At 44.7% G+C, this 16,329-nt stretch carries 7 protein-coding genes; 3 read left to right on the top strand and 4 right to left on the bottom strand.

The annotated features are described in order from the left end of the window. Positions 1-172 precede the first annotated feature (172 nt). Together QGN29_RS02250 and QGN29_RS02245 are read left to right on the top strand one after the other, a co-directional pair. Positions 173-3,322, top strand: a complete 3,150-nt coding sequence (locus QGN29_RS02250; RefSeq protein WP_310799037.1) for a calcium-binding protein — start codon at positions 173-175, stop codon at positions 3,320-3,322. Positions 3,323-3,867: 545 nt separating this feature from the next. Beyond that, complete coding sequence (locus QGN29_RS02245; RefSeq protein WP_310799036.1) at positions 3,868-9,552, top strand: calcium-binding protein; 5,685 nt, start codon at positions 3,868-3,870, stop codon at positions 9,550-9,552. A 59-nt stretch (positions 9,553-9,611) separates the two neighbouring features. Here the strand turns inward: QGN29_RS02245 and QGN29_RS02240 are convergent, their stop codons facing one another. The 4 genes from QGN29_RS02240 to QGN29_RS02225 are packed head-to-tail and all read right to left on the bottom strand — an operon-like array spanning position 9,612 to position 14,547. Then, positions 9,612-10,751 carry a polysaccharide pyruvyl transferase family protein gene (locus QGN29_RS02240; RefSeq protein ID WP_310799035.1) on the bottom strand — a complete coding sequence of 380 codons (1,140 nt, stop codon included), beginning with the start codon at positions 10,749-10,751 and terminating at the stop codon, positions 9,612-9,614. Between the two features lies 1 nt (position 10,752). Continuing rightward, entirely contained in the window at positions 10,753-12,117 is a 1,365-nt protein-coding gene (locus QGN29_RS02235) for a phosphohexomutase domain-containing protein (protein WP_310799034.1), read from the bottom strand. Between the two features lie 23 nt (positions 12,118-12,140). Then, positions 12,141-13,127 carry a UDP-glucose 4-epimerase GalE gene (galE, locus tag QGN29_RS02230; RefSeq protein ID WP_310799033.1) on the bottom strand — a complete coding sequence of 329 codons (987 nt, stop codon included), beginning with the start codon at positions 13,125-13,127 and terminating at the stop codon, positions 12,141-12,143. A gap of 1 nt (position 13,128) precedes the next feature. Then, positions 13,129-14,547 (bottom strand): mannose-1-phosphate guanylyltransferase/mannose-6-phosphate isomerase, encoded by a 1,419-nt coding sequence (locus QGN29_RS02225; RefSeq protein WP_310799032.1) that lies wholly within the window; start codon positions 14,545-14,547, stop codon positions 13,129-13,131. A 175-nt stretch (positions 14,548-14,722) separates the two neighbouring features. Here QGN29_RS02225 and QGN29_RS02220 point away from each other — a divergent pair, with 175 nt between their 5' ends. After that, the gene (locus QGN29_RS02220; protein WP_310799031.1) at positions 14,723-16,291 is read left to right on the top strand and encodes a glycosyltransferase; all 1,569 of its coding nucleotides are present in this window, start codon (positions 14,723-14,725) and stop codon (positions 16,289-16,291) included. Positions 16,292-16,329: the final 38 nt, after the last annotated feature.

Here is a 16,329-nt window from a genome sequence, read left to right as displayed (position 1 = left end):
CGCTTGAATATAGTATTATATAGAATATGATGGTTTCCGTCGTATTCTTGCGGCTTTTTTATGAACTTTATTTATTGAATTTCTACCTGTTGGGTTTGTTGGTTTGGACATGTGTCTCAATCTAACTCCACCCAAGAAAAATTTAAGATAGCTTTCTTAGGAGGAAAAATAGATGGCTGATTTATTTGGAACAAGTGGCAATGATACCCTGCTCGGTAGTTCTGGCGACGATACCCTAAACGGTAGCGGCGGTAATGATGTACTATCTGGCGGTGGGGGTGCTGATACCCTAATCGGTGGTAGTGGAACTGATAATATCGAAGCTGGTGCAGGTGCTGATACAGTGCGCGGCGGTAAAGATAATGACACTGTAGATGGTGGCTCTGGTGCTGATTACATTGACGGCGGTGCCGGCGATGACCAGCTCCTTGGTAATACAGATGATGATACAATCATGGGCGGCGACGGCGACGATACACTTATCGGTGGCGCAGGCGACGATAGTCTGACTACTGGTGCTGGTACAGGCTCTAACATTGCGGCCGGCGGTGCAGGTGATGATACAATCACTCTCTCTGGTGGTGCTGACGGCGACACAGCCTATGGTAACGACGACAATGACACCATTACTGGTAGTGCATGTGCAGATAACATCTTCGGCGGCAATGATGATGACGTTCTGTCAGGTATGGGCGGCGATGATACGATCTCAGGCGGTAACGGTGATGACTCTATCACTGGCGGCGCTGGTGCAGATAGTCTTGTCGGTGGTTGGAATAACGATACGATCTCTGGTGGTGGTTGTGATGATACCATTCTCGGTGGTGACGGTAATGACGACCTTATGGGTGGTGCTGGAGATGATGAAATCTACGGTGGCGCTGGTGATGATACGCTTACAGTTGCAGACGTATTCAATTCAAATGCCGATCTAACACCAAATGGTGGTGCTAGTAACTTTAACTGTTATGACCTAACCACATCTGAAGGTACAGATACAATTGGTAACGTTGATAGCATTGAGTTTACAAACGTTACAATCAACTTCGGTGAAGGTAATCAGGATTTTGTTGCTGAAACAGATGGCGATTATGACGATTCTACAGGTAATTATGTATCTACTGATGGTGCTGACATTGCTTGGGATTACTCAGGTTCAGAACTTGCGTTCTTTAACACTGATGGTCAGGCCGGTAATGATGTAGCAACAGCAGACGATCTTGGTTATTCTTATAACATCGATCAGGTCATTGTGAACGGTACAACATACGATAGTCTTTCTTGTGGTGATACAATCGCCGGTGAGCATGGTACATTCACAGTTCGTGATGATGACAAAGATGGTACACTTGATTCTATCTGGTACAACACAGATGCGGATGCAGTGAACTTGTCTTCAGACCAAACTGAAGAACTTTCAATTCGTTTCTCTAATAACGATGCGGATCCTGCTCAGTCGACAATCTTCCACAATGTTGATGTTCTAATCGACGCTGATACGACACAAGTTGTTCTAGATTCAACTGGTGGTGCACTTGAAGGCGGCGATAGCGCAGATAGCCTTGTTGGTGATGCTGGCGATGACACTCTAACAGGTGGTGCTGCTGCGGATACAATGACAGGTGGTGCTGGTAATGACGTTCTTCGTGGTAACGAAGGTGATGACGTTATTAATGGTGGTGCAGGTAACGATGCTATCCGTCACGGTGACGGTGCTGATACAGTTGATGGCGGTGACGGCGATGATGTGATCTTTGCTGCTGCTTCATCTGATAACTGTGTTGACGAAGACGCTGACCTTATCAACGGTGGTGACGGTAAAGACACTATCGGTGGTGGTGATGGTAACGATACTATCTTTGCTTCTGGTGCTAATGGCGACCAATTCCAAGATGCTGGCAACGACGGTGAAAAAGACTTTATCTTTGGCGCTGAAGGTGACGATCTACTCGTTGGTGGTTACTGGAACGATGATGATAACAACGGCGAGCAAGACGTTGAACTATCTGAAGTGCGCTCAAACGCAACAGATGCTGGTGATGTACTATGGGCCGGTGACGGTGATGACACAGTCTATGCTGGTGGCGGCGATGATACAATCGGTGCTGGTGCCAATGATGACCTCGTATATGCTCAAGGCGGTAACGATGTAGTTTACGCTGCTGCTGGTGCAGATACAGTTTATGGTGGCGACGGTGACGATGAGATCTGGGCTGGTACAGGCGCTGACTCTGTAATCGGTGGTGATGGTAATGATACTATCAACGGTCTAGAAGGTGCTGACTCGCTTTACGGTAACGCTGGTGGCGACGTAATCGACGGTGGATCATGTGATGATTACATCGAAGGTAACGGCGGTAACGACGATATCATGGGCGGCGACGGTAACGACGAAGTCCTCGGCGGTTCTGGTGATGACACTGTAAGTGGCGGCGCTGGTAACGACGACATCGAAGGTAACGACGGTGGTGATTCACTTTCTGGTGGCGAAGGCGCTGACACCCTCCTTGGTGGTGCTGGCAACGACGACCTAGACGGTGGTGCAGGTGCTGACACAATCGATGGTGGTTCAGGCGATGATACCATTGTTGGTGGTACAGGTGCTGACACTATTACTGGTGGTTCTGGTATCGATGAAATCTGGGGCGGCGAAGGTGCTGACTCAATCGACGCAGGTACAGGAAACGATGATGTTTCTGGTGGCGCGGCGAATGATGACATCGACGGCGGTGCAGGCATGGATACTGTCGACGGTGATGCCGGTGACGATACTCTAGACGGTGGTGCTGGAAATGACGTTGTTTCTGGTGGCGAAGGTGATGATGAGATCAATTCATCTAGCGGTAACGACGACCTTGATGGTGGTGCTGGTGATGATACATTCAATGTATCTGCAGGTACTTCTGACATCGACGGCGGTGCTAATGATGATACAATCAACATCACTGGTGGTGATGACCACACAGTAACTGGTGGCGCTGGTGCCGATACGTTCACAACATCTGGTGGTGGTACAGCTACCTTCACAACAGATGCTGGTAACGACACCTACACACTTGGAACTAAAGGTGATCACGGTGTTGATACATTTGTCTTCATTGAAGACAGTGGTGTTGATGAAGTTACAGGCTTCAATGCTGATGAAGATGTCCTAGACTTCTCTTCAATCGATAGCATTAACAGCCTTGCTGATCTTCTTGACGCTACATCTGGAAACGACAATGCTGTGATTGATCTCGGCGACGGTAACTATGTACTGTTGAACGATATCGATGAATCAGACTTGATCTCAATGAGCATCAACGACCAGATCACATTCTAATACCATTAGAATAAACGATTTAAAATTAGGAGGCTTCGGCCTCCTTTTTTTGTACTTAATGATATTCAGTTCGGAATGGTTTATGCAGATTCCGCCGAATCGCCCAAGAAATAGACCGACGCTTTAAACATAAAAAGCATTTAAAAACAGGGCTGTTCAGACCCAGGGAATTTTTTTTACTATAAATGAATGATTAACTAACGCGCCCTTCCAGAAATACCCAGCCTTGCTGGTTAGATTTAGATTTAAGCATTTTAGATAGCTCTAAGTCATATATCCCAAAGCATTACCCTTTGACTTGTCTATAGATTGAGACTCACAATATAAGTTAAGAATAGGCGGCATATACACCTCATCAGAATATCTAGAATTATCCTTAGATAGGTAAATTACTATCTAATATAGGTAAAAAAATCGAACTTTTATAAATGAAACTCTAAAGATACTCATTACTGCGGGGGTTATGGGTTTGTTAGATTGGGACTATGAATAGGTCTGCTTCAAACCCAATTCGTATTGAGTAAGTCTGGTTTGGAGTAAAATAAATGGTGAGTATGTTCGGTACTAATGGCAATAATGACATCACAGGTGGCTTATCGAATGATCACCTCCGTGGGTATGGAGGGGATGATAGCTTAACTGGCTTAGATGGTCAGGATTTATTAGAAGGGGGTGATGGTAATGATACACTTAACGGGGGCAATGGGGACGATACTCTTGTCGGAGGAAATAATGACGATGAACTCCTAGGGGGCGGTGGCAGTGATACGTTATCTGGTGATGCCGGCGATGATCATATTTTCGGCGGTGAAGGAAGCGATACCATAAATGGGGGCGACGGCGCAGATACTGTTTATGCAGAGGCCAATTACGATTTCATCTATGCAAGTAATGGGGACGATTTTATTGACGGGGGCGATGGTGAAGATACCATTACAGTCGCAGATGTCTTAGATTCAAATAGTGTTCTGACCAAAAAGGGGGGAGCATCAGGAGACAACTGTGTTGATCTTGATACTGATTATGGTCTAGATAAAATTTCTAACATTGAAACAATCGAGTTTTCAAATGGGGCCCTTAATTTTGGAGAGGCCGATCAAGCCTTTGTTGTTTCCAGTTGTATAGACAGCGAAACAGGGAATCTTATCTCAGAATCGGCGCAAGACCTACGTTGGACATATACTGAAGATGATCTCGCTTTTTACAATTCAGATGGCTCGGATGCTGGAAACCTGCAAACCGCGCATGATTTAGGCCTTAAATATTCGATAGATCAAATCAATGTAAACGGCATAAGTTATGACAGTCTTTCAAACGGTGATACCATAGCAGGTTCCCATGGGACATACACTGTTATAGATGCTGATCAAGACGGTACGTTAGATACTATTGACTATGATGCTGACGAGAATGCTGTCAACCTTTTGGAAGACGAGTCAGATGAACTTTCCATAAGATTTTTTGATGCTGATGCTGGGGCTGGTAAAGAAACAATTTTTCATAATTTTGATGTGGTGAATCACCCTATTCACACTTTCACTGTCTCTAATCCTGCCGGAGATAGTCTCGGCGGTACTGATGTGGCTGATACCCTATACGGCGGGAATGGCCCTGATACTTTAGGTGGTCGCGGGGGGGACGATCTTATTTCAGGGGGAAATGGTGAAGACAGCCTCATTGGCGGCAGCGGAGACGATACTTTAGCGGGCGGCAATTTAGACGATACACTTTCTGGGGGTAACGGAGATGATAGCCTTCTTGGCGGCAGTGGGGACGATCATATCCTTGGTGGTAACGGCGATGATACTGCGGCCGGAAATGAAGGGGATGATACCTTTATCGGCGGATTAGGGGATGATCGTTTTGACGGAGATGATGGTGTTGATGAGGCCTTTGGTCAGGAAGGGCGAGACTATCTGAATGGGGGAGAAGGGGATGACAGCCTCTACGGCGGCGCCAATAGCGACTTCATATATGGTCAGGCTAATAATGACTTAATTTATGGAGGCAACGGCGATGATTATCTTGATGGCGGTTCTCATGATGACACTATTTATGGGGGTGAGGGAAATGACACCGTAAGTGGGAATTCTGGGGATAATCTTATTTATGGTGAGGCTGGTAACGATAGAATTACTGCCAGTTCGGGAAATGACACTCTATATGGGGGGACTGGAAAAGATACGATCAGCTCTGGACAGGGTGATGACCTAGTAGAAGGTGGTTCTGGCACAGATTATATATTTGAGAGCTCTGGCTCTAATACACTCTCTGGTGGGAACAATAATGATTATATTTCAGGGGGATCAGATGACGATTCCATCCTCGCAGGCTGCGGTGATGATACTGTTTTTGGGGGGGACGGTTTAGATACACTCTTTATCAATGATATACTGGATGACGCGAGTGATATACTGAGAAAAGGGGGATCAGCAGGAGATAATTGCGCGGACATCATCACAGAGGATGGGAGGGATAGTATTCATAGTGTTGAAGTTATCCAATTCTTAAATGGCAAGATCACTTTTGGTGAGGCGGATCAAGCTCTGGTTCTATCAGAGGCCGTAGACAGTGAAACCGGTACTATGGTCTCAGATGACGGTGCAGACACGCGCTGGACCTATTCAAGTGATGACCTTGCCTTTTATAACACTGATGGGACGGATGCCGGACATATTCAAACGGCGACGGATCTGGGTCTTGATTATACCATTGATCAAGTGACAGTGAACGGTGACACCTATGATGGCCTGTCTAACGGAGACACCATCGAAGGGGCTTACGGGATCTTTACAGTGTTGGATACGGATAATGACGGTAGTTTAGATACTATTGATTATGATCCTTTTGAGAGCTCGTCTAACCTCGTTGATGATAGTTCGGAAGAGCTTTCCGTGAAATTGATCGACCCGGATGCAAGCTCTGGCAAAGAAACCATCTTCCATAATGTTGACATGGTCATTGATGCCGATGAGGCCCGCACAGTAACAGATCCAGACGGCGGTGCTCTTATTGGGGGAGGTCTAGAGGACACCCTAGAAGGTAATATTGGCGATGATAGCCTCTCTGGTGGTAATGGGGATGACAGTCTCTTCGGCGGCGACGGCGACGACAGCCTTACAGGCGGTGCAGACAATGATACGCTGATCGCTGGGAACGGTGACGATAGTCTCTTCGGCGGTGCAGGCGCTGACAGTCTTGTTGGGGGTGCTGATTCTGACAGTCTTTCCGGCGGTGCAGACAATGATACGCTGATCGCTGGGAACGGGGACGACAGTCTCTCAGGCGGTGCAGGTGATGATTTGATCTCAGGCGGCGCAGGCGATGATACGCTTAAAGTAGAAGATTTCCTTGATACATCGACCAGTATTATCAAATCAGGCGGGGCGGATGGTGATAACTGTGCAGACCTCATCACCAGTGAAGGGAATGATCAAATCAAAGGCATTGAAACCATTGAATTTATCAATGGCAAGATCACTTTTGGTGAGGCGGATCAAGCTCTGGTTCTATCAGAGGCCGTAGACAGTGAAACCGGTACTATGGTCTCAGATGACGGTGCAGACACGCGCTGGACCTATTCAAGTGATGACCTTGCCTTTTATAACACTGATGGGACGGATGCCGGACATATTCAAACGGCGACGGATCTGGGTCTTGATTATACCATTGATCAAGTGACAGTGAACGGTGACACCTATGATGGCCTGTCTAACGGAGACACCATCGAAGGGGCTTACGGGATCTTTACAGTGTTGGATACGGATAATGACGGTAGTTTAGATACTATTGATTATGATCCTTTTGAGAGCTCGTCTAACCTCGTTGATGATAGTTCGGAAGAGCTTTCCGTGAAATTGATCGACCCGGATGCAAGCTCTGGCAAAGAAACCATCTTCCATAATGTTGACATGGTCATTGATGCCGATGAGGCCCGCACAGTAACAGATCCAGACGGCGGTGCTCTTATTGGGGGAGGTCTAGAGGACACCCTAGAAGGTAATATTGGCGATGATAGCCTCTCTGGTGGTAATGGGGATGACAGTCTCTTCGGCGGCGACGGCGACGACAGCCTTACAGGCGGTGCAGACAATGATACGCTGATCGCTGGGAACGGTGACGATAGTCTCTTCGGCGGTGCAGGGGCTGACAGTCTTGTTGGGGGTGCTGATTCTGACAGTCTTTCCGGCGGTGCAGACAATGATACGCTGATCGCTGGGAACGGGGACGACAGTCTCTCAGGCGGTGCAGGTGATGATTTGATCTCAGGCGGCGCAGGCGATGATACGCTTAAAGTAGAAGATTTCCTTGATACATCGACCAGTATTATCAAATCAGGCGGGGCGGATGGTGATAACTGTGCAGACCTCATCACCAGTGAAGGGAATGATCAAATCAAAGGCATTGAAACCATTGAATTTATCAATGGCAAGATCACTTTTGGTGAGGCGGATCAAGCCCTCGTTCTGTCAGAGGCCGTAGACAGTGAAACCGGTACTATGGTCTCAGATGACGGTGCAGACACGCGCTGGACCTATTCAAGTGATGACCTTGCCTTTTATAACACTGATGGGACGGATGCCGGACATATTCAAACGGCGACGGATCTGGGTCTTGATTATACCATTGATCAAGTGACAGTGAACGGTGACACCTATGATGGCCTGTCTAACGGAGACACCATCGAAGGGGCTTACGGGATCTTTACAGTGTTGGATACGGATAATGACGGTAGTTTAGATACTATTGATTATGATCCTTTTGAGAGCTCGTCTAACCTCGTTGATGATAGTTCGGAAGAGCTTTCCGTGAAATTGATCGACCCGGATGCAGGCTCTGGCAAAGAAACCATCTTCCATAATGTTGACATGGTCATTGATGCCGATGAGACCCGCACAGTCGTTACAGATCCAGACGGTGAATATCTAGGCGGTAATTCCCTTGCCAATATGCTCATTGGTGGCTCAGGTAGAGATAGCCTGACAGGTGGTTACGGGGATGATACCCTTATGGGCGAAGATGGCATGGATGTATTGCGCGGTAACGAGGGTCATGATCTTATTATTGGCGGTGCTGGTAATGATGCTATTCGTCACGGTGACGGAGAAGATACTGTTGACGGCGGTGATGGAAATGACGTGATTTTCGCTGCTGCAGCCTCTGATAACTGTATTGATGAAGATGCTGATCTTATCAATGGGGGCCATGGTAGAGATACAATCGGTGGCGGCGCAGGAGATGACACTATCTTCGCATCAGGAGCCCGATCTGATGGAATGGTCTTTAATGATGATGGTGCGGATGCTGACAAAGACTTTGTCTTTGGCGTTAAAGGCGATGATCTTATTGTCAGCGGATATTGGAACGACGATGACAATGACGGTGACATTGAACTGAGCGAAGTACGCTCTGACGATTCAGATGTCGGAGATGTTCTCTGGGCAGGGTCTGGTCAAGATACAGTTTGGGCCGGAGGGGGTGACGACACCATTGGTGCTGCATCAGGTAACGATTATATTGTGGCTCAAGGAGGAGATGATGTTGTTTACGGTGCTGCCGGCAATGACACCGTTCTCGGCGGCTCTGGTGATGATGAATTGTGGGCTGGTTCCGGAGATGATCTTGTGTACGGAAATGCTGACAATGACCTGATTTACGGTGTTGGCGGTGCTGATACCTTGAATGGCGGCACTGGAAATGACTTTCTTTCTGGTGGAGAAGGTGATGATTTGATTGTTTCTTCAAGTGGCAATGACACGTTAGATGGAGATTCAGGGCATGATACCTTCCTAATCTCAGCAGGATCTGCTGAGGTTGATGGCGGCGCTGACGGCGATATCATCACCATTACCGGAGGTTCTGATCATAGGGTTACCGGTGGAAACGGAGATGATAGTTTCTCTACAAGCGGTGGCGCTAGTGTGGAATTCGTCCTCGATGCTGGAGATGATCATTATATGCTTGGTACAGGTGCAGATCATGCAAGTGATATCTTTGTCATCACAGAAGGGAATGGATTCGATCATATAATTGGTCTTAACGAGGATGAGGATATTCTAGATTTTTCTCAAATCGATACGATAAATAATGTGTCGGATTTACTGAGTGCAGTCTCTGGGGATAATAGTAGTGTGATTGACCTCGGTGATGGGAATTATCTTTCCTTAAATCAGATCGACGACTTTGATCTAGTCTCGATGAGTGCTGACGGCCACATTATATATACCTAAGAAAAGACTACAGATCTAGGGAGAGGAGGCTTCGGCCTCCTTTTTTTGTGCTGAATATGCTACTTCAGGGAGTTTTGCAAAAAGTCTTCAAAGAGAGGCCTTTGTGACGCCAGTTTTGTTTTGAAAGCGGTAAAATCAGTATTTTGCCTAATAAGCGCGTCTGTCAGGGGTTTGTCCTTCAACTCTTCTAATGTGAGATGAGGAAGGGAGAAATAGTCACATATTTCCAGTAAGCGTGTATCATGAGCAATAAAAAGAGCAGGAATGCCGTTTGTAATGGCCATTAAGTTTCCATGTAACCTTGTCCCAAAAGCAAGATCGATATGACATTTGAGAAAGTCTGACCACTGTTGGTAGGTATAAAAGACTTTGGAGAGTGAAACTAATTGGTCGGCGTCTTCTAAGCTGTCTAATCCATATAATTTTTTGGTAGCCATCAAATCGTTTTGAGAAAGAGTAGCGTGCGCAGCAAGCTGAGCATCAATGGTATGCGTCTGAAGTATATGGTATGAGTGAGCGTTCAGCAGGTATTTAAACATTTTTCTGTATAGATCTAAAGCCTGATCATACTGGCGGTAGTCGTGGTTGTCATGTGTGGTGCTCAGCGCCAGCCTTAAAGGTTTGTCCTTTGGGATGTTAAAATCACAGTCTTCTGCACGGTTCACATAGAGAGTAGGGCAACCCGTAATTTCAATGTTGTGAATGGAGAGTTTTTCTAAGATTGACGCTGTATAAGCTCCTCGGACACCAATTTTATAGCTGCGCTCAGAAACCATTTTTACAAACCGTTCAGTGGTCGGTGTTAGCACAATCTCATCAGACATTTCAGCGGCTTGAGCACCCAGCCCCATGACAGTTATGGGTAAGGTGGTTGCTGAAAGTAGTTTTTCATAAATATTAAAATAAGCATTCGGCCTTAGTAAATTTGATGCTGCCATAACAATATGATCAAATTTGTTATCAAGCTCATGGAGGGAACAGGCCTTTAAATCGTCGATGCTATAGTAGCTAATATCAACTTCATCTGCATAATAGTGCCGAAGGTGACGGCATACAGCTTCCCCTATAAAGAAATTCCCAAGATTTTGCCCAGAGAGATGAATAACCTCTTGGAAACTAAAGGCCTCTGCTGTCCCGCATGGGAAAGCGCGACAACCGATATGTAAAATCTTTGTCCGATGCTTCTTTATCTCCGCCATGTTACTGTTTAATCAAGTCAACGATCATCTTGAGTTTAGCCTCAAGCAAATCTTGATCCCCTCTGGCTTCCATATTCAGTCGAATGACAGGTTCAGTATTGGATTTTCTCAAGTTAAAACGCCATTCCTTAAAGATGAGATCGATGCCATCTAATTCATTCAAACTGTATTCTTCATGGTATTCATGATCAAGAATAGTTTGGATGATTTGGTCGGGATCATTGACTTTGAAGTTAATTTCCCCAGAACTCGGGAATTTCTCAATCCGGTCTGTTAAGACTGTAGAGAATGCTTGTTTCTTTTGCGAGAGAAGTTCAATGATCAAAAGCCAGGGGATCATGCCACTATCACAATAATAAAAGTCCCTAAAATAATGGTGCGCGCTCATTTCTCCGCCGTACACTGCGTCAATCTCACGCATTTTTTCTTTAATAAAGCTATGGCCGCATTTGCTCATGACGGCTTCCCCGCCAGCTGTGGCCGCGATGTCTAATGTGTTCCAGTAGGTTCGCGGATCAAAAATGACAGCAGACTCAGTCGATTTAGCAAGGAATGCTTCAGATAGAAGGCCAACGATATAGTAGCCATCGAGAAAGGTTCCTTGCTCATCATAGAAAAAACAACGGTCAAAGTCACCATCCCACGCTATGCCTATATCAGCGCCGCTATCAATAACTGCCTGAATGGTCATTGTACGATTGTCTTCTATCATGGGATTGGGGATGCCATTTGGAAAAGTAGAATCAGGCTCATGGTTGATTTTGACGAACTCAATGGGAACATTGGTTTTTTGAAAGCGCTCTTCTATGGCATCAATGACATGACCGGATACTCCGTTTCCAGAATCTACAACAATTTTCATCGGTGAAAGCTTTTGATGGTCGATATAACCAAGTAAATGTGTCACATAGTCATCAAGGACAGATTGTTCGCTCAGAGAGCCTCTCTCTTTGTCGCTTGGCCACTTTTCTTGTTCAGCCATTTCTTTAATATCTTTTAGACCGGAGTCTAGCGAGATGGGCTTGCTGTTTTCACGAACAAATTTCATCCCGTTATAATCAATTGGATTATGGGAGGCAGTGACTTCAATTCCCCCACAACAATCAAGGAAAGATGTCGCGAAATAGACTTCTTCAGTTCCTGTTTGCCCGATATCCACCACATCTGTGCCTGAATCGAGAAGGCCCTCTATTAAGGCTTTTTTGAGAGGCTCACTGGAAGAACGAGCATCACACCCAACAACAATTTTCTTCGCCTCTAAATATTGACCGAAAGCACGACCTACTCTGTAGGCTACATCGTTATCAAGTTGTTCTTCTAATTTGCCGCGTAAATCGTAAGCTTTAAAACAAGTGATTGGTTTCATAACAGTATCTTTTCATCTCAACATTATGGGGCGGAACTTCTGATTTTTCTTTCCCACTCTATAGCATGTTCTACAATGAGAGAAAGGTTATTATACTTTGGAATCCAGTCTAGATGCTCGTGAATTTTTGAGCATTTGGCGACCACTTGAGGACTATCACCAGCACGCCGATCAGTAAAGCGTGTGTTAAAATCAACACCAGATACTTTTTTCACCGTAGAAAGTACCTCAAGAACTGAGTATCCTGTGCCGTAGCCGCAATTAATAATTTCTGATTGTGCTGTTTTGCGCAGGGCGGAGAGGGCACAAAGATGTGCTGCTGCAAGATCGCTGACATGTATGTAATCTCTAATGCAAGTTCCGTCAGAAGTGTCATAATCACTGCCAAAAATGAGCAGTTCATCACGGTAACCGAGTGCCGCTTCGCAGGCTACTTTAATCAAATGAGTAGCGTTTTTTGTAGACTGGCCAGTTCTGCCCATAGGATCGGCGCCAGCAACATTGAAATAGCGCAACGCGATAAAATTAAAATCATAGGCCTTTGACGCATCCTCGAGCATTAATTCAGACATGGATTTTGAGTGGCCGTAAGGGGAAATGGGATTTCTCTGATATGTTTCATCAACAGGACATTCCTCTGGCATGCCGTAGATGGCAGCTGTAGAAGAGAAGATAAATTTCTTCACCTGATGAGTGACACAATGCTCAATCATTTGACGTGTGTTTTCAGTATTGTTACGGTAGTATAACAAAGGGTTTTCAACAGATTCTGGCACGATGACTGACCCTGCAAAGTGAATGACAGCTTCGATTGAATGATCCTCAAATACACGCTGCATGAAGGCTTGGTCACCAATGTCGCCCTGCAAAAATTTTGCGCGGCTATCGATCGCCTCTTTAAAACCTGTGGATAAATTATCTACGACGATAACGTCTTCCCCGGCATCGCATACTTCGATGAGTGTATGAGAACCGATATAGCCTGCACCGCCTGTTACCAATATTGCCATATTATAACCTTCCGAAATCATCTTCTAGGCGAATGATATCGTCTTCACCGAAATAAGTGCCTGTTTGCACTTCAATCATGATGACAGGGTCATTCGTTTTATTTTCTAAGCGATGGGTGGATTGTGATGGAATAAATGTAGATTCATTCACTGTAAGATCGAAGGTTTTATCGTCAATGGTGATTGTTGCTCTGCCTTCCAGAATGATCCAATGTTCGGCTCTGAAATTATGTTTTTGAAGTGACAATCTTTTACCAGGATAAACTTCAATTTTTTTTACTTGGTAATTGTCATCCATATGAAGTGAATGATAATTCCCCCAAGGCCTGAAAACTTTGACGTGGAACTGTGTTTCTTTAGTATCAGACATTGCGTTAATCATCTGGCCGACCTTCTGTTCCTCGGCTCTATCCGCAACAAGAAGAACATCTTCTGTGGAAACGATGATTAAATCTTTTACGCCGAGCGTATTTACAATTTGCCTTTCAGAATAAATTATACTCTCAGATGTTCTTTCGGAGAAAATATCGCCAACACGGAAATTATTATTTATATCTTTGTGAGCTACCTTATTCATAAAAGACCCATAGGTGCCTACATCAGACCATTCAAACCTCCCTTCGATCAAGAGAATATTTGAGGTCTTTTCCATGACAGCATAATCGATTGATATGGAGGACAGTTTCTCGTAAGGGGCAGAATCTAAGCGGATAAAATCAAGATCCACAGTAGCCTGCTTTACGGACTCTTTACAGAGGGACAGTGTCTCAGGCGCATATTTTTCAATTTCCTTTGTAAATGTAGAAATAGAAAAAAGAAACATGCCACTGTTCCATAAGTAATCATTGGTCTCCATAAAAGTTTCAGCAGTTTCCTGATTAGGCTTTTCAATAAAACTATCTACGGTATTGACTTCACGGCGATCTTTGAACAGAGGGCCTTTCTTTAGATAGCCATACCCTGTGCTGGGAAATGTTGGCGTGATACCAAAACAAATGATGTTATCAGTGTCAGCATATTGTGATGCTCTAGAGACTGTTTCTGCAAATAGAGGGGCGTCTTGTATATAGTGATCAGAAGGTAAAATTATTATCTTTGCGTTGGGATCGAGAGTTTCAACGTGTGCAACAGCCGCGGCGATTGCAGCAGCTGTATTTTTGGCAAGCGGTTCTAAAAGAATATCTTGCAGGGGATAATTAATTTCTTCCGCCTGTTGGCTGATGATAAATCGGTGGTCCTCATTAGAAACTATGATGGCCTGTTCTAAAAAGTCACAAGCTCTCAACCGTTCGAGGCATTCTTGAAATAGACTTTCGTCTTGGCCGATTTTGAGAAATTGTTTCGGATATTTTGAGCGTGATATGGGCCATAGCCGCGTGCCTGCGCCGCCCGATAAAACCACTGGATAAATTTTGGACATTTGCATCCTTTATAGTTTATTGTAAGTTGTTTTTCGCTCTGGGCAGTTTCATTATAATTGGTCTCTAACCATATATAATAAAAACACTTTGTGAAATAGAAATATTGATATGCAATTCTGAAATACTGAAATTGTAGCGTTTTTAATTAGTAGAATAGGAAACGAACGGTATTCAATGAGTAAAAGAAAAAAATATATCGCTAGTAAAATACCTGTGACTGCTGAAAAAGTATTGGAAATTAGCCACGAGGAAGAAGATATTGCGTCTCTTTATCGGATGCTTAATCCTACCGTAGTCTATGACAGTCTCTCAATTGCGGCCTATGTGAATGATCAGGATATTCTGTCAAAAGATGAGCTATTAGCCGTCCTTTCTGCATTGGACTTGTCCTCATACGATACAATTATCTTAAGCCATCTTTTTGAATTTACCGTTGAGATTCAAAAACTCATAAGAGGGCTATTGACCTTAATAAAGGCAGAGACAACGCTGCTTTTTGAATTTCTTATAGAGCCAAAGGCGGGCGCCAGTAAAAAACCGCTCATGCGCTTATCAACTGATGTGAGATTTAGACATTTCGTCAATATAGACGGCATGAAAAAATTCCTTGAGAAGCAGGGGGTGCATCTTTATCGACAAAAAACAATCCAGGCAAATTCCGCTTTATCTCAGAAGTTTGAAAATTGTATCCTTGTCGCGCAAAAGCAGCCAAGCAGACCCCTCATCCATGCTCACCAAATGGTCTATGCCAAATCGATGATGACTGCACGGTATAAACCTTGGGTAGATGCCATTAATTCCATCCCTAATATTAGTGCTCAGAACCATATTAAACCCACTGTAATACCAAGAACCAGCGTTGAGAATAAATTAATGATTATTCAGCGGCAATTGGCTCCCGACAGAGAACGTTATACCCGAATGATGCAGCGCATTTACGCAAACAATTGGATGACCATTGCTGAATGGGATGACCATCCGGGCTTGCTGCCCGAGGGGATTGTAGAAATGTGGCATGCAAATCCATGGCACCCTATGACCTCACAACATGCCGTACAGGTTTCAACTCAGAGACTGAAAGATGTGATATCAGAGCATCATCCTTATGTTTATCTCATGCCTAATGCACTTCATCAGCGGCAGCATTATGCAGAAAAGCCCCTTGATAAGCTTCATATTGTTGTTGCTGCTCTGCATCGTGATAATGCAAACTCTCTAATTATACCTGCGCTTGAAGCTGCCATGGCTCACGAGCATGTTCATCTTCATGTTGTGAATAATGCAGGATTACACAAGGCGCTTAAACGTTATGAGGAAAAAATTACTCTTTATAATTATCTAAGTTACCAAGAATATAAAGATTTATTGAGACGCTGCCATATTTGTCTGTCTCCCCTAGAAGGGACCCCGACAGAACAATGTAAAACAGATTTAAAGTTTCAAGAATGTTCTAATGCGTCGACAGTTTTCATTGGCTCCCCTTGCATCTATCAGGAAACAGTTAATCATGGCACTGACGGTTTCATTGCCCGGTCTCAAGAAGAATGGACTCAGCTTTTGATGGCTTTGTTAAATAGTCCAGAGCAACTCCATGCTGTTTCAAAGTCAGCCTGGGATGCGATCGGGCACCGTCTTCAATCTGCTCTTATAAAAGACCGAGTTGCGGTCTATTATGAGCTATTCGAGCGCCGAGAAGAAATGACCCGAAAGCTTCATGAGAGGCATCCAGAATTAAAGATTTAGTCTCGATTTATTTTGTTTAATTTTATAGAGAATATGCT

Source organism: Temperatibacter marinus (genome assembly GCF_031598375.1).
GTDB classification, from domain to species: domain Bacteria; phylum Pseudomonadota; class Alphaproteobacteria; order Sphingomonadales; family Kordiimonadaceae; genus Temperatibacter; species Temperatibacter marinus.
This window is presented reverse-complemented; position numbering and strand designations above follow the sequence as displayed.

What these genes read in the sequence shown, in the direction of transcription:
- QGN29_RS02250 (WP_310799037.1), top strand. Translation starts at nt 173, where the DNA reads ATGGCTGATTTATTTGGAACAAGTGGCAATGATACCCTGCTCGGTAGT.
- QGN29_RS02245 (WP_310799036.1), top strand. Translation starts at nt 3,868, where the DNA reads ATGGTGAGTATGTTCGGTACTAATGGCAATAATGACATCACAGGTGGC.
- QGN29_RS02240 (WP_310799035.1), bottom strand. Translation starts at nt 10,751, where the DNA reads ATGGCGGAGATAAAGAAGCATCGGACAAAGATTTTACATATCGGTTGT.
- QGN29_RS02235 (WP_310799034.1), bottom strand. Translation starts at nt 12,117, where the DNA reads ATGAAACCAATCACTTGTTTTAAAGCTTACGATTTACGCGGCAAATTA.
- galE (WP_310799033.1), bottom strand. Translation starts at nt 13,127, where the DNA reads ATGGCAATATTGGTAACAGGCGGTGCAGGCTATATCGGTTCTCATACA.
- QGN29_RS02225 (WP_310799032.1), bottom strand. Translation starts at nt 14,547, where the DNA reads ATGTCCAAAATTTATCCAGTGGTTTTATCGGGCGGCGCAGGCACGCGG.
- QGN29_RS02220 (WP_310799031.1), top strand. Translation starts at nt 14,723, where the DNA reads ATGAGTAAAAGAAAAAAATATATCGCTAGTAAAATACCTGTGACTGCT.